Source organism: Acetobacter sp. (genome assembly GCF_022483985.1).
Classification (GTDB): Bacteria; Pseudomonadota; Alphaproteobacteria; order Acetobacterales; family Acetobacteraceae; genus Acetobacter.
Genome location: NZ_JAKVME010000001.1, coordinates 941,910 through 963,746, shown reverse-complemented (window position 1 = coordinate 963,746; position 21,837 = coordinate 941,910). Strand labels below are relative to the sequence as shown.

17 protein-coding genes are annotated in these 21,837 nt (G+C 55.4%); 5 read left to right on the top strand and 12 right to left on the bottom strand.

Annotated elements, in window-relative coordinates:
- Nucleotide 1 precedes the first annotated feature (1 nt).
- The 7 genes from LKE90_RS04255 to LKE90_RS04225 form a co-directional block, all read right to left on the bottom strand.
- Nucleotides 2-577, bottom strand: a complete 576-nt coding sequence (locus LKE90_RS04255) for a phosphatase PAP2 family protein (protein WP_291491639.1) — start codon at nucleotides 575-577, stop codon at nucleotides 2-4.
- Nucleotides 574-1,989 carry a hypothetical protein gene (locus LKE90_RS04250; RefSeq protein ID WP_291491637.1) on the bottom strand — a complete coding sequence of 472 codons (1,416 nt, stop codon included), beginning with the start codon at nucleotides 1,987-1,989 and terminating at the stop codon, nucleotides 574-576. The genes LKE90_RS04255 and LKE90_RS04250 overlap by 4 nt, the downstream gene beginning before the upstream one ends.
- A gap of 77 nt (nucleotides 1,990-2,066) precedes the next feature.
- Nucleotides 2,067-3,224, bottom strand: a complete 1,158-nt coding sequence (locus LKE90_RS04245) for a glycosyltransferase family 4 protein (RefSeq protein ID WP_291491636.1) — start codon at nucleotides 3,222-3,224, stop codon at nucleotides 2,067-2,069.
- A gap of 356 nt (nucleotides 3,225-3,580) precedes the next feature.
- Nucleotides 3,581-3,991, bottom strand: a complete 411-nt coding sequence (locus tag LKE90_RS04240) for a hypothetical protein (RefSeq protein WP_291491635.1) — start codon at nucleotides 3,989-3,991, stop codon at nucleotides 3,581-3,583.
- Nucleotides 3,988-5,076: a glycosyltransferase family 4 protein gene (locus LKE90_RS04235; RefSeq protein ID WP_291491814.1), complete on the bottom strand. Its 1,089-nt coding sequence runs from the start codon at nucleotides 5,074-5,076 to the stop codon at nucleotides 3,988-3,990. The genes LKE90_RS04240 and LKE90_RS04235 overlap by 4 nt, the downstream gene beginning before the upstream one ends.
- Entirely contained in the window at nucleotides 5,076-7,274 is a 2,199-nt protein-coding gene (locus LKE90_RS04230; RefSeq protein ID WP_291491634.1) for a GumC family protein, read from the bottom strand. Before LKE90_RS04230 ends, LKE90_RS04235 begins: the two co-directional genes overlap by 1 nt.
- 75 nt (nucleotides 7,275-7,349) lie before the next feature.
- Nucleotides 7,350-8,126 carry a sugar transferase gene (locus LKE90_RS04225; RefSeq protein WP_407066052.1) on the bottom strand — a complete coding sequence of 259 codons (777 nt, stop codon included), beginning with the start codon at nucleotides 8,124-8,126 and terminating at the stop codon, nucleotides 7,350-7,352.
- 572 nt (nucleotides 8,127-8,698) lie between these two features.
- Here LKE90_RS04225 and LKE90_RS04220 point away from each other — a divergent pair.
- Nucleotides 8,699-10,018: an outer membrane beta-barrel protein gene (locus LKE90_RS04220; protein WP_291491632.1), complete on the top strand. Its 1,320-nt coding sequence runs from the start codon at nucleotides 8,699-8,701 to the stop codon at nucleotides 10,016-10,018.
- 79 nt (nucleotides 10,019-10,097) lie between these two features.
- A complete protein-coding gene (locus tag LKE90_RS04215) occupies nucleotides 10,098-10,685 on the top strand; it encodes a polysaccharide biosynthesis/export family protein (RefSeq protein ID WP_291491631.1) in 588 nt (195 codons plus the stop codon).
- A 36-nt stretch (nucleotides 10,686-10,721) separates the two neighbouring features.
- On the opposite strand, the gene sucD is transcribed toward LKE90_RS04215, so the two are convergent.
- Complete coding sequence (gene sucD / locus LKE90_RS04210; RefSeq protein WP_291491630.1) at nucleotides 10,722-11,597, bottom strand: succinate--CoA ligase subunit alpha; 876 nt, start codon at nucleotides 11,595-11,597, stop codon at nucleotides 10,722-10,724.
- A complete protein-coding gene (gene sucC / locus LKE90_RS04205; protein WP_291491628.1) occupies nucleotides 11,597-12,796 on the bottom strand; it encodes an ADP-forming succinate--CoA ligase subunit beta in 1,200 nt (399 codons plus the stop codon). The genes sucD and sucC overlap by 1 nt, the downstream gene beginning before the upstream one ends.
- A gap of 359 nt (nucleotides 12,797-13,155) precedes the next feature.
- Here sucC and LKE90_RS04200 point away from each other — a divergent pair, with 359 nt between their 5' ends.
- The 3 genes from LKE90_RS04200 (at nucleotide 13,156) to LKE90_RS04190 (ending at nucleotide 16,505) form a co-directional block, all read left to right on the top strand.
- Nucleotides 13,156-14,172 (top strand): NAD(P)H-quinone oxidoreductase, encoded by a 1,017-nt coding sequence (locus tag LKE90_RS04200; RefSeq protein WP_407066059.1) that lies wholly within the window; start codon nucleotides 13,156-13,158, stop codon nucleotides 14,170-14,172.
- 69 nt (nucleotides 14,173-14,241) lie between these two features.
- Nucleotides 14,242-15,027 carry an alpha/beta fold hydrolase gene (locus LKE90_RS04195; protein WP_291491626.1) on the top strand — a complete coding sequence of 262 codons (786 nt, stop codon included), beginning with the start codon at nucleotides 14,242-14,244 and terminating at the stop codon, nucleotides 15,025-15,027.
- Nucleotides 15,028-15,107: 80 nt separating this feature from the next.
- Complete coding sequence (locus LKE90_RS04190) at nucleotides 15,108-16,505, top strand: DUF2252 domain-containing protein (RefSeq protein WP_291491625.1); 1,398 nt, start codon at nucleotides 15,108-15,110, stop codon at nucleotides 16,503-16,505.
- Between the two features lie 56 nt (nucleotides 16,506-16,561).
- Here LKE90_RS04190 and LKE90_RS04185 read toward each other — a convergent pair whose 3' ends face one another.
- The 3 genes from LKE90_RS04185 to LKE90_RS04175 are packed head-to-tail and all read right to left on the bottom strand — an operon-like array spanning nucleotide 16,562 to nucleotide 21,369.
- Nucleotides 16,562-18,085: a SpoVR family protein gene (locus tag LKE90_RS04185; RefSeq protein ID WP_291491624.1), complete on the bottom strand. Its 1,524-nt coding sequence runs from the start codon at nucleotides 18,083-18,085 to the stop codon at nucleotides 16,562-16,564.
- Nucleotides 18,082-19,395, bottom strand: a complete 1,314-nt coding sequence (locus tag LKE90_RS04180; RefSeq protein WP_291491623.1) for a YeaH/YhbH family protein — start codon at nucleotides 19,393-19,395, stop codon at nucleotides 18,082-18,084. The genes LKE90_RS04185 and LKE90_RS04180 overlap by 4 nt, the downstream gene beginning before the upstream one ends.
- A gap of 27 nt (nucleotides 19,396-19,422) precedes the next feature.
- Nucleotides 19,423-21,369 (bottom strand): PrkA family serine protein kinase, encoded by a 1,947-nt coding sequence (locus LKE90_RS04175; RefSeq protein ID WP_291491622.1) that lies wholly within the window; start codon nucleotides 21,367-21,369, stop codon nucleotides 19,423-19,425.
- Nucleotides 21,370-21,837: the final 468 nt, after the last annotated feature.

Here is a 21,837-nt window from a genome sequence, read left to right as displayed (position 1 = left end):
TCTATGCTCGCTGACAGCTCAGATATCCTCCAAGGATATGAGAGATTTTTTCAATCCACACTTCGGCGCCGAGCCTATGGCCATGCAGCCCGAAGCCTGTGATCAAAACTGCCATCAGGCTGAGAAACGCTATCTTGGGTGAAAATGGGTAATGTCTTTGTCCCAGTAATCGATGCAGGACCATGACGGCACCCACGCCAATCATGCCCCCGACAATAACTTCCGGAACCGTGTGGACCTGCAACAACACGCGGGTAAGGCCGAACCCAACAGCCAGAGCGCAGGCTCCAAAAAGAACGATCCACCCATTACGGCACATCAGAGCCAGCAATCCTCCATAAACCAGCGTTCCACCCATCGTATGACCACTGGGACTATAGAGAATACGCTGGTGCGGCACGCCACAGCGCTCACACCACAGCTTCAGCAGAAGAATGAATACTGAGGCCGCCACCATGACAGCGGCCCATGCCAACGCATCCTTTTTTCGTCCGGTCAGTAAAAGAATGAGGAAAACCGAAATCTCAACGGGACCGGCAACGGCCTGATCGGCGAAATCACTGAAAGCACCGATCACTCATGACACTCCGCACTGTGAGACCGGAAAAAGGTCTCTCTGGTCGCTGTTCCCAGCCTTATACGGGAAATGGCAGCAATGACGATGCCAAGCATGACGTAAAAATCGGGCAAACCTATGGTGGGGGACGAGAGGATGGCCGCGATCAACCGACCGGCAATCGCCGCGAGAAATCCTTCTATCGCCATTCCTTCCCCGGACAGCGGCGCGGAGCGGAGCGCGGAACCTGCCGCTTTGGCCAGTTGCCAGTCAAAGACAAGCAGGCTGATAACCCCCACAATGCCAATGGTTGCCAGCAGTCCGGGTATCAGACTGGATGAGCGGTTGCTTCCCCAGCCCGTTCCCAGTCCGTAGGTCGCGCGAAAGGCCGCCATGGCGTCCAGATCGACCTGACTGCGTTCCTGATAGGACGAACTCTGTTTTTTCTCCGCCGTGCCGCTGGCCACACTCTGCGCGGCAGTGATCACCTTGGGCGAAAATGTCGCAACCGTTGCACCGGCGACTCCCAGAATCAGCGCACCGATCATGCCCAACTGTCCAATCCGTCCCAGAAGACGGCTGTGTCCGGTCACCACCACCAGCACGGGCAGGAGCATCAACCCGATCGCCACAGTGCCAAAACCCGTTGTCGAGGTTGTCAGGCAGAGTGCGACGCTGGACGCCCAGATCAGCGGTCGCATTCCCCGGACGCGATAGCCTTTCAGAGTGAGCCAGAGAGTGGAGAACACGATACCAGCCAGATAGGACGCACAGGCTGCCGGTTCTGAAAATGAGGCATTGATGCGGGGAACAGGCCCGGCAGTCTGTCCGTCAAGGACGGACCAGCCTGTATTTGAATAAAAGAATGAACGCGGAAAAGGGACATGCACTGTTCTCGCGGCAAACTGCCAGACACAGATACCGACCAGAAGCCAGCCGGTGAAAACGAACGTCTTATAGAATTCCGCGATCTCGATATGTTTGCGGGTCAGATACTGCGCCGTCAGCACCATCAGAACCACATTGATGATGAGATAGGCATCCTGTGTGACATTGCCGAAATTCGGCGCAAGCAGCGACAATGTGCCAGCGGCGTCCTGTTTCTGTGGCCAGACCAGAACCTCGTTGCGGAATAAACGCGGCATGATCTGCGAACCGAGAACGGCCCAGACAAGGTTGAACAGCATGCCCATCGAGAGCGTCCGCACGTTTCCCTCGCCGGGATAACGGACTCCCAGCAGCTTTTGCAGAACGACATAGGAAATGAACGCCAGTCCCGGCGCGAGCGTGGGCTGGAGACAGAAGCCGCCAAGTTGCAGCACGGCTGCGGCCGGGAAAATTCCGGCGATGAGAACCAGTTTCAGCAGACGTTCGGGTCTGGACCAGAACACAAGGCTGAGCGGAATGAGAATTGCTCCCATAAGGGGAAGCATCGGCTGTATTTCCTTGTATGTCTCTACGCATCATGACCCAGTTCTGAAGCCATGCTGCGCGATTTCAGAACCGGCTGCTACACCCCCTCCGCCAGAATGCGGTCGGTGAGATCGATGATGTGGGAACGGAACGCGGCTTTTGAAAAACGAAGCGCGTTTTCCCTGCATCCCTCGGCAGAGATACTACCCCGTATGGATTCAAATCGGTCTATGGCCTCAACAATTGCATCCGCAGTCTGCTCGTTGAACAGAAGGCCTGTGGGTGTCGCCGAGAGCGCATCATCCTGAACAATATCCAGCGCTCCTCCACGACCGAAGCTGATAACGGGTGTTCCGCAGGACTGGGCTTCGACCAGCGTGATTCCGAAATCCTCTTCGGCGGCAAACACAAAAGCCCGCGCGTTCTGCATCAGGGACAGGAGCTCCGGATGAGGCACCTTCCCTTTGAGAATGATATTCGGAGCGCCCGCCGCAACGGTCCGGATCTTCTCATTCTCAGGTCCGTCACCAACCACGACCAGTTGTCTTTGCGGCATGCGACGGAACGCTTCCACCACAAGATCGATGCGTTTGTAAGGAACCTGCCGCCCGGCAACCAGATACGCCCCACGGTCAGCCGAAGCAGCAGGAAGGTTGAAGGCATCCGTATCAACGGGCGGATGAATGACCGTAGCTTCCCGACGATAGACCTTCCTGATGCGCCGGGCGATGTAGCGTGAGTTGGCGACAAAAACATCGACACCGGTGGCCGAGCGTACGTCCCAGTTCCGGATGCGATGAAGAAGCCAGCGGATAAACAACCCTTTCAGGCCACGCTCCAGACCGCTCTGTCTCAGATAGGCCGCCTGCATGTCCCAGGCATAACGCATCGGGGAATGGACATAACTGATATGGTACTGGTCAGGACCTGTGATGATCCCCTTTGCGACCGCGTGGTTGCTCGAAAACACAAGATCAAAACCGGCGAGATCGAACTGTTCCACTGCGAGCGGCATCAGCCCGAGGTAGTTCCTGAAATGTTTTTTCGCAAACGGCAGCTTCTGGATGAAAGTTGTCGTGACCTTGCGCCCTCCGAGAAAGCTCCGTTCTTTTCTGGGAAGAAAATCGACGATGGAAAAAACCTCCGCCTGTGGAAAGACGGCGAGCAGTTCTTCCACCACACGTTCTGACCCGGCGTAATGCTCCAGCCACTCATGAACAATCGCAACTTTCAGTGTTGAGGTTCCGGCCTTCACATTTTTCCCTTTTCTGTCTATTGATCAAAAAGTAAATAATAACTATTTTTTAGACGATAAAACCTTTATCTTTTTCATCTGTTAAAGGTTTGGTCATAAGTGTCCACTACTGTTCGCTGACAAGAGCCTTATTGGAAGCCCGGAAATGACACCTGTTTCCTCCCATGCGCAGTACGACCACCTCTCCTCCCCTCGTTTTTCCGCGTCGCTGCCCCAGCGGGAAAAACTGGCTTCAGCGAGAGGTATTGTGCTCGCTATGATGGCAGGAATTGCCTTATGGACGCTTGCTCTTGCTTTTGCTCTCTTCTCCTTTCGTTGACATCAGCAGCAAAACAAAGGCGTGATTTTCTGTTATATTAGAAAATACCAGCATTTCTTACAGTCAGGCTTTTCTTTCTGACTGCTGCGATCGCACCTGAGCGTGCGTTTTGTGCGGCAGCGGAATTTTGAAACATGTGACAGTGTTGCGCGTTCATGGCGAGGTGAAGTCCAAAGCGTGCGTTCATCGTCTGTGCGAAATGTCCGCCGAGAGAATTCACCATCATGGTGTTGGCGGCTGGCATGATTTTTACGTCACTTATATAGAATTCCTGCCTCTCCCCATTTTCAGCACTGCACCACACAAAGCTTTTCTTCTGGACATCTTGTGGTGTGAGAGAACCGTCATCTGCGTTTAATGAGGCAGAGCTGTCCTGCGCCATGAGTGGCACGCCACCAGGCAAAATGAAGCTTAGTCCCATCAGGATCAGCACGCGTTTTTTCTTCATTCCCTATCGTCTTCCGCCAGAGCGACCAGCATTCGGGCGGCTCTCTCCCACGTGAAATACCTTGCCCGAGCATCTCCTCTGTCGCGCAGGCTGGCCGCAAGCTCAAGGTCGCCAAGCAAACTGCATACGCCGCGACTGATTTCCTGCGGATTGCGCGGATCGACATAGAGCGCCGCATCACCACAGACTTCTCTCAAGGCCGGAATATCGGCCGCGACGACCGGACAATGGCAGGCCATCGCCTCGATCGCTGGCAGGCCAAAACCTTCATAAAGCGAGGGAAACACAAAACAGGAAGCCGCAGCATAGAGCGCGTGCAGTTCCTCATCCGTCACCCTGCCGACATACAGAGCCGATTGCGGCAACTCCACCTGCCCGGAAAAAACGCTCTTATCGATACCGCCACTGATGACAAGAGGCACACCACGCTGCTTCAGATCGCGGGATAGAACCGTGAGCGCACCGAGGTTTTTATGCCGCGCAAGATTACCCACAGCCAGCACGAAAGGGCGTCCCACAAGATCATGGCGCTGGAGAATGGAGGTGTCAGGCGTAACGCGCGCTATATGTTCACAGCCTTCGGGAATGACCTCAATGCGCTCAGGACTGATCTTCAGGTATTTTGACAACTCCCGTCGGGAGAAGTCTGAAACTGTTACGATTCTGGTCTTCGTATGGCAGAGAACTGTCTGTAAAATCCTGTACCAGAGACGAAATTTCCAGGAATATCCCTCTGGTTGAGCAAACACCGCAGCATCATGCAGCACCACAAGCTGATGGCGCCCGGAAACAGGTGCGGTATTGCCGGGATTGATCAGAAAGCGACCTCTGCTGGCACGAGGGAGATCAAACTGCTCCCATGCCTGCCCTCTCAGGCGACCGCATGGCGCAACACGCACTCCCAGTTCCTCTGGAGGAAGCCGCAGTTTTGTGCGCGGCGCCAGCAGGACAGGCTCCCGTCCCGGCTGCCAGCCAAGTCCTGCAATGGCGCGTGTCAGTTCTCCAGCAAATCGCTGCACCCCGCTTTGCGGCTGCGAAAGATATCGCCCGTTGATGGCGATTTTGACCGTATCCGGCATCTTCATCACGAAGCCAGTAGCCCATAATGACGATAAACCTGTAAGGCTGCTCCCGACAGGCCGGAGGCATTCCCTGCCGGAACCTGCGTGAGCACGGCTCCGAGAGTGCGCGCGTCATAGGCTTCCAACTGCCGCATCGCCCCTTTCAGATTTTCCTTTGTCGTCGTGCCCCATTTGACTATCAGCACAACGCCGTCCGTTTCATGAGACAATACGGCCGCGTCAGGAAAAGCCAGCAAAGGCGGGGTGTCCAGAATGATCAGATCGTAGTGGGGACTGAGTTCCGACAGCACGACCTGTATGACTTCAGGGGCAATCATCTGATCTCCTGAAGATTTCCAGTTGCTCATCGTCATGACATCCACGCCGGGAAGCACATCCCGGCTCAGACCGTTCTGATCCAGCGTTGCAACCTGATTTTTATCGGCCTTCCCTTTGCCTGACATTCGGGCGGTTTCCAGCGCGGAAGGCCCTCGCGTGTCACAGTCGAGGATCAGCGCCTTTTTTCCGGCACGGCCAGTATTGGCGGCCAGAGACAAAGCGAACACCGTCTTGCCTTCTTCCGGTCCGGAGGATGTGACAGTGATTGTTTTCGCCCGGAAACGACTGCGCCCGAACGAAAGGATCGTTCTTATGGCCTCAACGGATTCCATATAAACCGAAGGCTGATGGGACCGATAAAGCTCCGAAAGCGGACGGGAAAAGGATGGAATCATTCCGAGCGTAAACAGTCCCGGAACAGAGTCGATTTCCGTTTCCTGCTTCACGCCCTTCTGCATCCGCTCCTGTCCGATGGCGACCCCGACCCCGACAAGCGCTGAAAAGAGAATTGCAATGGCCATAAACTGCATGCGGTGCGGTCCCGAGACGCCGAGGGGTTGGTCAGCGCGACTGATCAGCTCGGCCTCCGGTTCCTGCAAGGCCGCGGCGCTTGAAGTCTGGGCATAGCGGCCAAGAAAATCCTGATAGACGGCGCGGGCGGCCGCGGCTTCGCTTTCCAGTTGCTGCAGGGTGACATTCGCCTCGTTTTCGCGCCCGACATGCTCCTGCAATTTTGTGACTTCATCCGTCAGGGCGGCAACCCGCCGCTCGGCGCTCCGCAGATCCTTGTCCGTGCTGGTCGTAATCTGCGCCGTCACCTGTTCGATCTGCGCCCTGACATGAGCCGCCGCAGCCCGGGCCGCCTGCAAATCCGGATTGGCGTCTCCCGCCGTGCTTGCAAGGCTGGCGACACGGGCGTTCAGCATGGCTTCCTGAGCCCGGAGTTGCTGGATGATCGGCGATGACAGAACATCCGTCGTGCTTCCCACACTCCCGGTCAACTGGTTGGCCCGCGCCCTCTTGGCTGTCAGGTCGGCCTGCGCCGCAACGAGAGCGCGATTGGTTTCGACAAGCTGCTGATCCGTCACCGTCACGCCAGTTGGCGCGTTGGGACTGCCGGAGTGAGTGATTTCGGCTGAGATCAGACCATTTTTCTCGCGATAATGTTCAACAGCCTGTTCAGCCTTGCGCAGCCGCTCCCGCAAGGGAATGATCTGTTCGTCGAGAAGCGAGTTGGATCGCCATGTCGAGGCGATCTTCATATGACGTTTGAAGTCCAGATAAACGTCGGCAAACGCATTCGCTATATTGGCGCTGAGATCCGGACGCCCGGTTCTGACACTGACCGTAATGAGATAGGAACGGCCATCATTCAGGATGGTGACGTTTCGGCCGAGAAGATCCCTGACAACCTGAAGTTTTTCAGATGCTGAAAGCTGTTTCTCCTGAGAGGCGCTCCCTGTCATCCTGCTGAGCCAGCCGACAATCCGCGTCTTGAGGGACTTTTTTTCCATCTGGGTACGGAAATACGGATCGTCCACAAGTTTCAGCCGTTCCACCACGGCCTTGGCAATGGACTGGCTCTTGATGATCCCGACTTCCGTATTGATTGCTACGGCATCAACATCCAGCGCCCCCTGGGTTGCCTGCAAATCCCGAAATTCAGCCTGTCGCGTGCCGATCATCAATGACGACGAGGCATCGTAATAAGCTGGTAGCGTCAGAATGAAGGCAAGCGCAGGCAAAGCGAAAAGAGCTGTAACCAGCCCTATGACCATCCATCGCTCCCTGATGATCTCGAATATCTTCAGGGGAGAAACATGGGATGGGTCAGGTGGAGGCTCGGAAATCCTGTCAAACACATTAGGCTGAACGACACTCATAAAGGCGCTCCACTGCGCGAAAGAAGAAAGGCTGACGATGACAGCAGGACAGATATTGGCCGACTACAACACGCCTCAGCGCGCCCCTTTCTGCATCATGACCGCTGGAATGGTGCGATAAAGGATCTTGAGATCAAGAGCCAGATTCCAGTTTTTAACGTAATAGGTGTCCAGCTTGACCCGTTCCTCGTAGGCGGTGTCACTCCGGCCACTGACCTGCCACAGCCCCGTGATACCGGGGCGCACCGCCTCATAATAGCGTAAATACTGGCCGTAATATTTCAGCTCCGCCTCCACCACCGGGCGCGGACCAACCAGACTCATGTCTCCCTTTATGACGTTCAGGAGTTGAGGGATTTCATCGAGACTGGTCTTCCGCAAAAAACGGCCAATCATCGTGATGCGGGGATCATGACTGAGTTTGCGGGTGGTTTCCCATTCACGCCTGCATGCCTCATCCGTTTCAAGTATCTGACGTAATACGGCGTCGGAATTGGTGACCATTGAACGGAATTTGAGGCACCTGAACGGCACGCCATTCCTGCCTATCCTGACCTGACCGTATAATGCCGGACCGTCATCCAACGCCACAATGCCCCAGATGATCAGAAAGACTGGAAGGATGACCATTAGAATAAAGGATGCCACAACGACATCGAACAGTAGCTTTATTTTTCTTGAAAGAAAGCGGTCGCCTGCATGTGTCTCGGTTTTTTCCACAAGAACCGGAGCGTTATGTGCAGGCGCATGCCAGTAACTCAGATGAGAGGCGCATGTCTCCGTCGGTTGTTCATTTAAAGAAGCAGAAGCATCAGAAGCACTTCTTTCAATCTCAGAGTCTGATGCACTCATTGTCTGTCACCAACCATAATCTGTTTCATTGTTTTACAGATTGTTTGTGACTTTCCAGTGATAAACGTAAGAAAAATTTGAATAAAAAATTTCAATTCTATTCTTTTTTGAGTATTATAAAATTATAGACACTAAGGATAAAATATAACAAACATGCTAAATATATACATGTTTTTTGTCATTATATTTTAATATCATATATAAAATTATATACATTTTAAATTATATTGCTAGATATAATTTTATTATACAAAATCCAAAAATAAAAATTATATGTAATTATTTATTCAAAAAACTATTTATAAACAAAACACTCGGCGAAAAACGCATCCGGTTTTTATTGCGCGACGGGCTTTCATATTGATTCATAACGATTTCCTCGACCATAAAGTCTAAGCATGGGATTTGTCCGCAAAAGTAATCGTAGCCGCCCGAATGCTACGCAGTCTCATAAAAAAGTATTGTCTCTAATTTTGGAAATAAAATAGCGAATCGTCTACACCTTTAACTGACGACATTTCGCAGAAGTTAATGTTAAAAAGACACGGTTAGGGAGACATACTACTCAGCCAATGAATAAAGCCTTTCATCTGCTCCGGGCTGTCGCAATTGTCGGACTGTCACTGCCAGCAACAGCACATGCTCAGGTCGTGACGCAGTATTTTCCGACACTGGGCTCAGGAGCCGGTGAACTGAGCGAAGAACCGGCGCAGGTGAAGGCGACCCGTTCCTACCAGCCGCTCGGCTATCACTCTGGGCCGCTGACCGTGCATCTGGATGGGGATGAACGTGTAGGATACACCAGCAACGCGGACCTCATTCAGCATGGCCGCAAAAGCTCCGTCATCAACACACAAGGCCATATCGGAGCCGTGCAACTGCTTGACCACAATGATCAGATCCATGCCGACGTCAGTGTTTCAGACCAGCGCTACCCTACCCGCTCCCTGCAGAACCGGACGACCTGGACCGCCAATATCGGTGGCACAAAGCATTTCGGGCGGGACGAACTGGGCGTCGCCTTCACGCATCTTTCTCTGGTCCAGATGCCGACAGAGTCCGGAGCCCTGCTTATCCTCGGCCCGGTTCCCTACACTCTTGACGATGGCAGGATCAGCTATCTCCTCACTACACACGGCAGACTGAGCTTTCTCCCGGAATTCTCCATCCAACACTACCAGTTCGGCAAACCGCAGCTTCAGGGAGCCTCCGCGTTTCAGGATCAGAGTTACCGTGATCGCGTGGTGATCAACGAGAACCTCACTGCCCGATACCAGATGATGGAAAACAGCCACCTGCTGCTCCTGCTTCAGGGAACCCAGATCGACTATCAGGCCGGAAATCTGGAACTCCCGGCCCGCAGTTCCAATGGTTTCTCCATCATGGGCGGCTATAGCTGGAACGAGGCCGGTCCATTCCAGTTCCGGGCTTTGATCGGTTACCAGAGGCGCATATTTTCCTCCTCGCTTTACGGCTCCCTCAGCTCTCCCATCGCTGAGGCTTCCATCAAATGGGAGCCAACACGCCTCACAACCATATCGGCCACGGTCAGCCACGGGATTGAGGATGCGGCCTTTGAAGGCGTGGTTGGCTACACCAATACGAGCGCCAGACTCAGCGTCACTCACGCCTATTCACGAAACATCGTGTTCGAAGTGCATGCGGGCCTCCGTAAGGCGCACTATCCGTCCAGTTCTCCGGAACTGCTTTCCTCTCCGATCGGGCAGCTTGCGAACAACCAGAGCAGCTATGGCGGCGGCGGCGGCGTGCATGTCTATCTCAATCGTCACCTCAGCCTTGAACTGAACTACGATTTCGTCAGCCAGAGCGCCTTTATGGGCCCTCTTTTCCCGATTCACATTGTAATGGCTGGGGTGCACTTTGCCCTGTAACAACGCCAACCATCTCCGCTTCGGGCATTCCGGAGCCTCTCGCCACGCCACCTTTCTGAATGACAGGATTTTTCAGAGCATGACATCAGGGCATTCTTCTTCCTTCCGCCGCATGCGTGCCTTGGCTGCTGTCGGAAGCATCGTCATTTCTCTGGCGGCCTGTGCGGAAGGTGGCGGCCTGAAACCCGTCCCTCCCTACGATCCCGGCGCCTATACGCTCGGCGTCGATGACCAGATCCGGGTCATCACCTATGGACAGGATCAACTGACCTCCGACTTCAGGGTGGATAGCACCGGCAAGGTGGCTTTTCCGCTCACCGACGGCTTGCAGGCTTCGGGCCTGACGACCACCCAGTTCGCCAATGAAGTCCGACAGGCTCTTGAACGCTCGCGCATGCTCCGTGATCCGAAAGTCTCGGTCGAGATCACAGCCTACCGGATGGTCTCGGTTCTCGGTGAAGTCGCACGCCCCGGCCAGTATCCCTATCAGCCCGGCATGACCATGCTGACGGCGGTGGCTTCGGCTGGTGGCTTCACCTACCGCTCTCTCGAAAGCCGGGCTTATGTCATCCGTCAGGAAGGTGAGCAGAGCGTGGTCGGCCGGATCATGCCGCAGGATTACGTAAAACCGGGCGACGTCATCAAGATTTACGAGCGGCATTTCTGACCTCCCCCTTCTGGAGGCCAGAAAGTCGCTGCTCCTTCAGCCGACCAGCACGTTCTGAAGCGTGCTGCCCAGTTCGGCCGGTGTGGGAGCGATATGCACGCCAGCCGACCGGAGCGCTTCGATCTTGGCCTGCGCTGTGTCGTTTCCTCCCGAAACGACGGCTCCGGCGTGCCCCATGCGGCGGCCCGGCGGCGCGGTGATGCCCGCCACCAGCCCGACCACTGGTTTTTTCGTCCTGCTGTCCTTCAGAAACCGGGCCGCCTCAATCTCTGACGTGCCGCCGATTTCGCCGATCATGATGATCGACTGCGTTTCCGGATCAGCCAGAAATCGCTCAAGAATATCGATGAAATCAAGCCCCTTGATCGGATCGCCACCAATGCCGACACTGGTGCTCTGCCCCATTCCAAGCTCTGTCGTCTGGGCGACCGCCTCGTAAGTCAGGGTGCCGGAACGGGAAACGATCCCTACGGAACCACGGCGATGGATCGGCCCGGGCATGATCCCGATCTTGCAGGCGTCAGGCGTGATGATGCCCGGACAGTTCGGGCCGATCAGAAGGCTTCTGGAGCGCTCCAACGCGGCTCGGACCCTCAGCATATCCTGAACGGGGATTCCTTCCGTGATACAGACGATCAGCGGCATCTCGACCGAAATCGCTTCCAGAATGGCGTCGGCGGCTCCGGCAGGAGGCACATAAATCGCGCTCGCGTCGGCTCCGGTTTCGCTGACAGCCTGTTCCATCGTGTCGAAAACCGGCAGGCCAAGGTGGGTTTTACCACCCCGTCCGGGTGTTACGCCGCCAACAATAGCCGTGCCGTAGGCGATGGACTGTTCCGAGTGAAAGGTGCCCTGAGCGCCAGTGAAGCCCTGCACGAGAACCTTTGTGTCTTTATCGACCAGAATGGACATCAGGCAGCCCTCCGTGCGCGCACTTCGGCGACAATCTTTCGGGCCGCGTCTCCCAGATCCGTCGCAATGGTGATGTCGAGACCTGACTGGCGGATCATGGCCAGCCCTTCCTCGACCAGCGTTCCCGCCAGTCTGATGACCAGAGGCACCTTCAGCCCTTCCTGCCTACAGGCGTCGATCACCGCGCCAGCGATGAGATCGCATCGCATGATCCCGCCGAAAATATTGACTAGCACCCCTTCAATCTTCTGATCCGACAGAAGGATACGAAAGGCCGCGCCAACCTTTTCCCGTGACGCGCCACCGCCGACATCAAGGAAGTTCGCGGGCGACTCTCCTTCTTCATGGATGATGTCCATGGTCGCCATGGCAAGGCCCGCCCCGTTGACCATACAGCCGATGGTCCCATCCAGACTGACATAGGACAGACCGAAACGGGCCGCCTCCTGCTCACGGGGGTCTTCCTCGTTGGGGTCGCGCAGTTCTGCAATCTGAGGGTGCCGGAACAGGCCGTTGTCGTCGAAGGACATTTTGGCATCGAGAGCCATCAGGCTCCCTTCCTTCGTCACCACCAGCGGATTCATCTCGATCATCGAAGTGTCGAGACTGGTGAAAGCCGAGTAGACACTCCTGATAATGGAAGCCAACTCGTTAATCTGCTGTCCTTGCAGGGCAAGGCGCGTCGCGAGAACCCTAGCCTGATAATCTCCGAGGCCCAGTTCCGGATCAATCCAGATTTTCTGGATTTTCTCGGGCGTCTTTTCCGCAACATCCTCGATGCTCATGCCCCCGGCCTGTGAGGCGACGACCATGATCTTCCGGGTGCTGCGGTCGATAAGCATCGAGAGATAAAGCTCTCTTTCAATCGCACAGCCCGCCTCGACATAGAGTTTATGCACAACGCGACCAGCCGGACCCGTCTGACGCGTAATCAGCGTCTGATTGAGCATCTGATAAGCGGCTTCTTTTGCTTCTTCCGGGCTTTTGACGATGCGCACGCCTCGGATTTCAGGATGATCCCTGAAATGTCCTGCTCCACGGCCACCTGCATGAATCTGCGCCTTGACGGCGCAGATGGGCGTTCCAAGCGAGCGCGCTGCCTGCCGGGCCTCCTCAGGTGAATGGATGAGCACTCCTCGTGGCGTCGGCACGCCATAGGAACGCAACACCTCCTTGGCCTGATATTCGTGGATATTCATGAGCCTTCTCCGCCGCAAGGAGGGCCTGCATGCTGCTGTCCCTCATATGGTGAGCACCTGTAACGGGCTTCACCTATAGGCGCGCTTGGTGATGGAGCACCACGGAGCAGGCTTCAAACTTTGGTGCTCTTCAGCATCAGCCTGCTCAGGTTTTCTCGAAACAGGCTAAACAATTTTATAAGAAAAAATATATATTACATTGATAATAAAATATTTTATTTTTATCTCATTCCAGAGATATCCGTGTGGTTCTACTCTTCTGTCAAATGATTGCCCACCTCAAAGACGTGTGACTGTTCACCGACGCCGTGTGCGCCTACCGTGACCTGTAATATCGCAACCGGACACAGGACAGAATGATGGCCATCACCATTCCTGACGAAATGAACGCCATCACGCTGGATACTCCCGGCGGTCCGGAAGTCATGCACCTTGGCAGAGAGGCCACTCCCACACCCAGGCCGGGTGAAATTCTGGTTCGCGTGGAAGCCAGTGGCGTCAACCGCCCGGATATCATGCAGCGCAAGGGGCTTTATCCGCCACCTCCGGGAGCAAGTCCGCTGCTGGGTCTGGAAATTGCCGGAACAGTCGTGGCGCACGGAAATCCGATCAGTGGCGTGGAGTTTCCAGCGATAGGCAGCAAGGTCTGCGCGCTGACCAACGGTGGCGGATATGCCGACTATTGCGCCGTTCCTGCCTCGCAGTGCCTTCCATGGCCAGAGCATTATGACGCCATCAAGGCCGCCGCCATTCCCGAAACCTTCTTCACCGTCTGGTCAAACCTTTTCACTACAGCAGATCTGAAAAAAGGTGAGACCGTGCTGATTCATGGTGGCGCTGGCGGTATCGGCACGGCTGCGATCCAGATCGCAAAAGCCATGGGAGTCATTCCGCTCACGACTGTAAGTGATCCCGAGAAGGGGGAATTGTGCGAGAAGCTCGGCGCGATCGCCATCAACTACAAGACCGATGACTTCGTCGAAAAGACACTGGAACATACGGACGGCAGAGGGGTGGATGTCATTCTCGACATCATTGGCGCGCCTTACTTCTCCCGTAACCTCAAGGCGCTGGCAATGGATGGGCGACTTGTCATCATCGCCTTTCAGGGCGGCGCGAAGGTTGAGGATGTTTCACTCACACTCCTCATGACAAAGCGGCTTCATGTCACCGGAACCGCGCTTCGTCCGCGCAGTAAGGAATACAAGGCCGCAGTGGCTCAGGCCCTGAAGACCCATATCTGGCCCTTGCTAAATAGCGGCGTTCTGGAGCCAGTCATACATACCACATTCCCTCTGGGAGAAGCGGCTGAAGCGCATCGGTTGATGGAGAGCAGCAGCCATAGTGGAAAGATAATTCTGACGCATTCAATTTAATATACGACATCATAAAACATAAATAATATTATGTTTTTATAGTATTTTATTATCAAAAGGAAGAAACACATGCTTCTTCATGCTCTCGAACGCGATCCTGAAAATCCGTCAGCAGACCTTCTTCCCGTCGTATTCATCCATGGTCTTTTCGGTCGCGGACGGAATTTCGGTTTTTTCCAAAGACGCCTTGCCGACAGCAGGCGGACAGTGGCTCTGGATCTTCGCAATCATGGCGAGAGTCCGCACGGCGCTACGGACTACACGACCATGGCTGACGACGTTTATGAAACGCTGAAGCATCTTGGCATCCACTCCGCCATCATTGTCGGCCACTCTATGGGTGGAAAAACCGCGATGATGCTGGCTTTGCGTCATCCCGAGATGGTTGCGAAACTTCTCGTCGCGGATATCGCACCGGGTGAAGGTGGTTTTGCGCAGGGCCATGATCTGGCGGCAAGACTGGCCGCGTTGCATTTTCCCGAGCATCTGAACCGGACAGAAGCGGACTCCTTGCTCGCAGCAGTCATCAGCGAGCCGGAAGTGAGAAATCTCATGCTGCAAAATATCGAACTGGGAGATCATCCGCGCTGGCAGATCGGGATCAACGAACTCGCAGCAGCCATGCCGCAGATTATCGGCTGGCCGGAGATTCCCACCGACGAAACCTATGAGGGGCCAACGCTGTTTGTGGCGGGACAACGCTCCCATTATATTGCTCCGGAAAACTATCCGGCGATGAAAAGGCTTTTCCCTCATTACGTGCTGAAGACAATTGAAGGCGCCGGGCATTGGGTTCACGCGGAAAAGCCGAATGAATTTTATAAGATATTGTCAGATTTCATCGACAGAGCCTGACAGTATCGCAAGACAGCGCCGCTTTCAGGGACGACAGAAACATCCGGTTGCGGCATAATTCAGTCATGATGATCTCTCCCATGCCCTCATCACCAGCGCCTGCCCCTCTCCTGACACGCAAGGAGCGGTGCAAGGAAGGGCAGAAGCTGCGTCAGTCAGTTCCCCGAACCACCCATGCGGAATGGTCTCCTGCCCAAAACCGTTCCGAGCCGCTTGATCTGCTCACCCGGCAGAACGCCCGCCGTATCACCAGTCTGATTCCCGTTCGCTACGAGAGAATGAGGGCGTCTCCCTTTGCGTTCCTTCGTGGAGCCGCAATTGTTATGGCGGCTGACCTCTCGGGCACCCCCACGAGTGGACTGACTGTGCAGGCGTGTGGTGACTGTCACCTCGCCAATTTCGGAAGCTACGCCTCGCCAGAGGGCAATCCGGTCTTCGATATCAACGATTTCGACGAGACGTTCCGTGCGCCCTTTGAATGGGACATCAAGCGTCTCGGCACGTCATTTGTTCTGGCGGGACTTGAAACCGGCCTGTCTTCACATGGGGCTCGCGCACTCGCCGAACTCATGGCGCGGACATATGGCGAGGAGATGCATCGTCTCTCCCGATTAAGCCCGCTTGAGGTCTGGCTCAACCGGATTGATCTCAAGGACGCCATCGCGCATTTCGAAGACGCAAAGACCCGCCGGACGACCGAGGCGCTTCTGAAGAAACGCCTGAACAGCACAAGAAACAGTTTCGGCCTCATCGCTGACGACCGCAACGCGCCCTCCCTGAAAGAGCGTCCACCACTGGTAGTGCGTCTACCGGATCAGGACGACACAACACGGCAGGCCTTCGCCCGCTATGTGGATACACAGCCGCCGGAGCGACTGGCGCTTCTCAAGCACTACATTCTGCGTGACGTGATCTTCAAGGTTGTAGGAGTTGGCAGTGTCGGCACATTCTGCGCCATCGGCCTGTTCACCACGGCGGACAAGGAGCCTCTGCTGCTCCAGATCAAGGAAGCTCAGGACTCGGTTTTCGCTCCGTACGCAGGTCCGGCCCTTCACATCCACAATCAGGGTGAGCGTGTCGTCACAGGGCAGCGCATCATGCAGGCCGTTTCAGATTCCTTCCTTGGATGGACACATAGCGCGGACGACAATGGAGGGCAGTCCGGGACCGAGGTACAACAGCCGGCAAGCCATTCAAGACGGCAGTTCTATGTGCGTAGGGTAAAGGACACACGTCTTGTCGCCATCGGTACGGACTTCGCGCAGGAAGGACTGAAAGACTACGCGAAGCTCTGCGCACGGGCGCTTGCCCGCGCTCACGCCCGATCCGGCGACCCTGTGGCCATCTCGTCCTATCTCGGCAAGGGCGCGGCTTTTGCCGACGCTATCGCCATATTCTCGGTCGCCTATGCCGCCCAGACCAAACAGGACTGGAAGAAATTCGTAGAAGTCACCAGCGGCAGGCTCTCCCAGACGTAAAAATCTTCCTGCTTTCCCGCCGTACATGCGCGGAAGGCAGGAAGATATATCTTGAACTACGCCTTCCCGGCCTCATGCGAGAGCAGTACACGGCCAGTCGGCGTGTCGATTTCTTCCAGCACGACACGATAGCCCCACAGGTCCGCCAGCGCGTTGAGGGTCAGTTTCATGTCGTTTTCAGCCAGAACCTGACCCGACTTTGTGCGATGCTCCAGCCTCAGGGTTCTGTCGCCGAAACTGTCCACATCCACGATCTCGATCTCGGTATACCATGTCGAAGGGTCATAGGACGCCGCGACGGTACGGCGGATATCGCGATACCCTGCCTCATCATGGATGGCGTCAACCAGCAGATAGGGATCACGGGTGTCATCCAGAAGCCGGAACATACGAAAATCGCGCATCACTTTCGGCGTCAGAAACTGAAGCACGAAACTCTCATCCCGATATTCCGCCCAGGCATGACGCAGGGTGCCGTAAGCATCGCCGTTGCCAGCGATATCCGGCTGCCACCGTCGATCCTCTTCCGTCGGGTCGGTGCAGATGCGTTCGATGTCTTTCATCATCGCAAAGCCCAGCGCATAGGGGTTGAAACTGGTCGAACCCTGCTCGTACCCGAACTGGGCAATGACGTTCGTGGTGGAATGAATCACCTCCATGAACGCCGCGTCATCAATACGTCCCTTCTCATGCAGACGGCTCATGATGCGGTCATGCACCCACGTCGCACATCCCTCATTCATCAGTTTGAGCTGGGGCTGCGGGTAGAAATACTGGGCGATCAGGCGGACAATGCGGATGATTTCCCGCTCCCACGCCGCAAGCCTGGGGCCATGTTTCTCAAGGAAATAAAGGATATTTTCCTCAGGCAGCCCGAGCCTGCGACGCAGCGCCTGTCTCTCACCATCACCAGCCAGTTCTGGCTCGCTGCCTTTTGGCAATGTGCGCCACAAATCGTTGAAAGAACTATCCTCATAGGCACGGCGTTCCCGCGCGCGCGCCTGTTCGTCTTTCAGATCGACACGCCGTGAACCGCTATGACGATTGACGCCCTGCCCCTGCAAGGCATGCGCGGCGTCCAGTACACGCTCCACGGCAGCCTGTCCGTGGATTTCCTCGCAGCGGGAGATATAGCCACGGGCAAATTCCAGATAGTTCAGAATCTGCGAGGGATCGGTCCACTCCTGAAACAGACGGTTGTTCTTGAAAAAATGATTATGCCCAAAGGCCGCGTGTGCGATCACCAGCGCCTGCATCGTGGCGCTGTTTTCTTCCATCAGGTAGCTGATGCAGGGATTGGAGTTGATGACGACTTCGTAGGCAAGTCCCATCAGTCCACGGCGGTAGGCGTTTTCATGTCCTGCGAACCGCTTGCCATAGGACCAGTGATGATAATTGATCGGCATGCCGCTGGCCGTATAGACATCCAGCATCTGCTCTGAGGTGATGACCTCGATACGGTTTGGAAAAACGTCGAGACCGAGTTCCTTTTCCGCAATCTCCTCAATGGCGTTGTAGCAATCGCGGATGATGGTGAAGTTCCAGTCCGCGCCCTGATAGAGCAGCCCTGTTCCTGTCATGCGTGGCTGGCCTCCCCGGTTGTCTTGCGTGCGAAAAGATCGCGGAAAACAGGAAAAATTTCCTTCCGGTCACTGACCTGACGAATGGCGAGATGTGGCTGTTTCTCCGCAACACTGCGATAGGCCTGCCAGAGATCGGTCTCACCGCGAATGATCGCCCCTGACCCTGTGACTTCGATGTAAGCGTAATACTGCACGAGCGGCAGAATCTCTTTATCCAGCAAACCCACAACCTGCGGGGTATCGGACGGAGAGTTATCGCCATCAGACGCCTGCGCGACGTAGATATTCCATTGCTGGACGGGATAACGTGCCTTCTGGACACGCAACATCTCTTCCAGCGCCGTCGATACGACTGTTCCGCCCGTGCGTGGATCGTGGAAGAAGGTTTCCTCATCCACTTCCTCCGCCGTTTCCGCATGTCGGATAAAGACCACATCCAGCGTCTTGTAACGTTTTTCCAGAAAGACATGCAGCAGGAGGAAAAACTGCTTGGCCAAGTCCTTCATGCGCTCGGTCATGGAGCCGGACACATCCATCAGGCAGAACATGACCGCCCGGGTGGAAGGTTTCGGCGTTGGGGCGAACCGCCTGTAACGCAGATCTACTGGATCAACCCACGGAATGCGGTTCAGCCTCTGCCGAAGGTTTCCACGCTTTTCACGCAGTTCCTCAAGCTCTTCGAGTTGCGCGGAAGAAAGTGGCCGAATGTCCTCCAGTTCGGAGATACGGGCTTCGATTTCATCTAGTTCAGCAGGTTTCGGACGTCCCAGTCCGATACGTCGCGCCATGGAATAACGGATGGTCCGTCCCAGATCGAGCTGCGACGGAGAGCCGTCATTGCTGAGGCCTGCCCGACTTGGCGCAGTCGTTTCAGTCGCGGAGATTTCCCGCTTTATGAGGTCGGGAAGTTCCAGATCATCAAAGAACAGATCAAGGAATTCATCACGGGAAAGGATAAAACGGTAAGCATCCTCCCCTCCTCCATCCGTTCCCGCCTGTCCGGGGCCACCGCCCTTGCCGCCACCGCCGGACGGTGGTCGGCGTAACTTGTCTCCTCGGGAAAACTCGTGATTTCCCGTCAGAATGATGTGTCGCTCTCCCTGCGTAAAAACACGATGGAAGCCCGGCTCATGCAGAGCATCTGCCGGAACGGAGACGGCCTTGCCCTCTCCAACTTCACGGATCTTGCCGTTCGCCACGGCGTCCCGCACGGCTTTCTGAACCGCGCCTCGTGCTCTTTCCAGAGCACGACGACGGTTTTCAAGATTTTTACCATGTGGGTTGGATCGTCTGTCGATAATGTCCAAAGCGCACCCCTGATCTGTGGGCGTATGTCAGGCAGACTGTTTTACGCGCATGTACCATTCAACGAGGCGACGGACCTGTCGCTCCGTATAGCCGCGCTCCATCATGCGTTCGACGAACTCGTCATGTTTGCGTTCGGTTTCACCATCTTTCTTGGAACCGAAGCTGATGACGGGCAGAAGGTCTTCCACCTGACTGAACATCCGCTTTTCGATCACGTCGCGGATTTTCTCATAAGATGTCCATGACGGGTTGCGTCCACCGTTGGAAGCCCGTGACCGCAGGGCGAATTTCACCACCTCGTTCCGGAAGTCCTTCGGGTTGGCGATGCCTGCGGGTTTTTCGATCTTCGTCAGCTCTGCGTTTAGAAGATCACGATTGAGCATCTGCCCGGTATCCGGGTCCTTGAAGTCCTGATCCTCGATCCAGGCATCCGCGTAATCAAGGTAGCGATCGAACAGATTCTGTCCGTAGTCACTGTAACTTTCCAGATAGGCTTTCTGGATTTCGTTGCCAAGAAACTCCGCGTAACGCCCTGCAAGTTCGGATTTCAGAACCGCGAGATAGTTCGCTTCCACTTCCGCCGGAAACTGTTCCCGCCTGACAGCATGTTCAAGCACATACATCAGATGGACCGGATCGGCTGAAATCTCCGTTGAATCATGGTTGAAGGTGGCCGATAGCACCTTGTAGGCAAAGCGCGTGGAAATACCGTCCATGCCTTCATCCACTCCGGCTGCATCCCGATACTCCTGCATCGTGCGGGCCTTGGGATCAGTCTCGCGGATATTCTCGCCGTCATAAACACGCAGTTTCGCATATTGCGTGGAATTGGGGTGCGTCTTCAGCCGTGACAGCACCGCAAAGCGCGCGAGCATATCGAGCGTATTGGGGGCCAGCGGCGCTTCCTTGAGCGCGGACGTCTCCACAAGCTTCTCGTAGATTTTCGCCTCTTCCGTGACACGCAGGCAGTAAGGCACCTTGATGACGCAGACGCGGTCGAGGAAGGCTTCATTGGTGCGGTTGTTGCGGAAACTCTGCCATTCCGCCTCGTTGGAATGCGCCAGAATGACGCCGGTGAACGGGATGGAGCCTATATTCTCCGTGCCGACATAATTGCCTTCCTGCGTCGCTGTCAGCAGCGGATGCAGCATCTTGATCGGCGCCTTGAACATCTCCACAAATTCGAGAACACCCTGATTGGCGCGGTTCAGGCCACCGGAGAAGCTGTAAGCGTCCGGATCGTTCTGGCTGTAATGCTCAAGCTGGCGAATATCGACCTTTCCGACGAGGGCCGATACGTCCTGATTGTTGTCATCACCGGGTTCCGTCTTGGCGATGGCGATCTGACGGAGCTTGGACGGGTTCAGTTTGACCACGCTGAAGCGCGACAGATCACCGTCAAATTCATCCAGACGTTTGAGCGCCCACGGGCTGGCAATGCCCGTCAGCACGCGTCTGGGGATGCCATAATCACGCTCAAGCGCCGCGCTCATGGTAAAGGGATCGAACAGACCCAGCGGGCTTTCAAAGACAGGGCTGAGATGTTTTCCCGCCTTGAGCACGTAGATCGGCTCATGCTCCATCAGGGTCTTGAGCCGCTCGCCGAGCGAGGATTTGCCGCCACCGACAGGGCCGAGCAGATAGAGAATCTGCTTACGCTCTTCCAGCCCCTGAGCAGCATGACGGAAGAAGCCGACGATCTGTTCGATCGTCTCCTCCATCCCGTAAAAATCCTTGAAGGCCGGGTAGATACGGAGCGTGCGGTTCATGAAGATACGCGACTGGCGTGGATCGCGGGAGGTATCGACCATCACCGGCTCGCCGATCGCCTTCAGCATGCGCTCCGCCGCGCTGGCGTAGCAGGATGAATCAGTCCGGCAGGCTTCGAGATATTCCGCAAGGCTCATTTCAGTCTCGCGGTGCCGGTCTCGCATCGCGGTTGCCAGGGAAAAAACGTCAGAGACAGAAGCCATCAGTACCGTTCTCCGGAAATGTCAGAAATCAGACGCAGAATTGTTACGCGATAGAAGAAAACCTTTCAGACACAGGGTCGTCCCCTCTGTGTAATCGCCTGTTCAGCCTGCTTGTCCCATTACAGCATCGCAATGAAAAGAGAGTGAACAGGCACGCATCCCATCAGGAAACGGAAATCAGGCCTTGCTATTTTGTCCCAGAAAAGGCAGAAGACGCAGTCCTGTCCGGTTCCCTGAAAACACGCTATCGAACCGACACCGATATTTTCAAGAGAAATCGCTATTCTTTCAATTCCGGGCAGCAGGATGCATCCGGCTCGCGATAATTTTTTTATTTAAAATCAATAAATTAGAAAAATATCTGACGAATTCATGAGAAACATTTCACATCCATGCGGGGCATAAGCAACCCGCTTGCCCCGTCATGGCGGAAAAGGCTGTCCGTCGCGGTTTTCCCTGATAGACAAC

Excerpts from the sequence above, each read along its gene's own strand:
- LKE90_RS04250 (WP_291491637.1), bottom strand. The coding sequence starts at position 1,989 with ATGCTTCCCCTTATGGGAGCAATTCTCATTCCGCTCAGCCTTGTGTTC.
- LKE90_RS04240 (WP_291491635.1), bottom strand. The coding sequence starts at position 3,991 with ATGAAGAAAAAACGCGTGCTGATCCTGATGGGACTAAGCTTCATTTTG.
- LKE90_RS04235 (WP_291491814.1), bottom strand. The coding sequence starts at position 5,076 with ATGAAGATGCCGGATACGGTCAAAATCGCCATCAACGGGCGATATCTT.
- LKE90_RS04230 (WP_291491634.1), bottom strand. The coding sequence starts at position 7,274 with ATGAGTGTCGTTCAGCCTAATGTGTTTGACAGGATTTCCGAGCCTCCA.
- LKE90_RS04225 (WP_407066052.1), bottom strand. The coding sequence starts at position 8,126 with ATGAGTGCATCAGACTCTGAGATTGAAAGAAGTGCTTCTGATGCTTCT.
- LKE90_RS04220 (WP_291491632.1), top strand. The coding sequence starts at position 8,699 with ATGAATAAAGCCTTTCATCTGCTCCGGGCTGTCGCAATTGTCGGACTG.
- LKE90_RS04215 (WP_291491631.1), top strand. The coding sequence starts at position 10,098 with ATGACATCAGGGCATTCTTCTTCCTTCCGCCGCATGCGTGCCTTGGCT.
- sucD (WP_291491630.1), bottom strand. The coding sequence starts at position 11,597 with ATGTCCATTCTGGTCGATAAAGACACAAAGGTTCTCGTGCAGGGCTTC.
- sucC (WP_291491628.1), bottom strand. The coding sequence starts at position 12,796 with ATGAATATCCACGAATATCAGGCCAAGGAGGTGTTGCGTTCCTATGGC.
- LKE90_RS04200 (WP_407066059.1), top strand. The coding sequence starts at position 13,156 with ATGGCCATCACCATTCCTGACGAAATGAACGCCATCACGCTGGATACT.
- LKE90_RS04195 (WP_291491626.1), top strand. The coding sequence starts at position 14,242 with ATGCTTCTTCATGCTCTCGAACGCGATCCTGAAAATCCGTCAGCAGAC.
- LKE90_RS04190 (WP_291491625.1), top strand. The coding sequence starts at position 15,108 with ATGCCCTCATCACCAGCGCCTGCCCCTCTCCTGACACGCAAGGAGCGG.
- LKE90_RS04185 (WP_291491624.1), bottom strand. The coding sequence starts at position 18,085 with ATGACAGGAACAGGGCTGCTCTATCAGGGCGCGGACTGGAACTTCACC.
- LKE90_RS04175 (WP_291491622.1), bottom strand. The coding sequence starts at position 21,369 with ATGGCTTCTGTCTCTGACGTTTTTTCCCTGGCAACCGCGATGCGAGAC.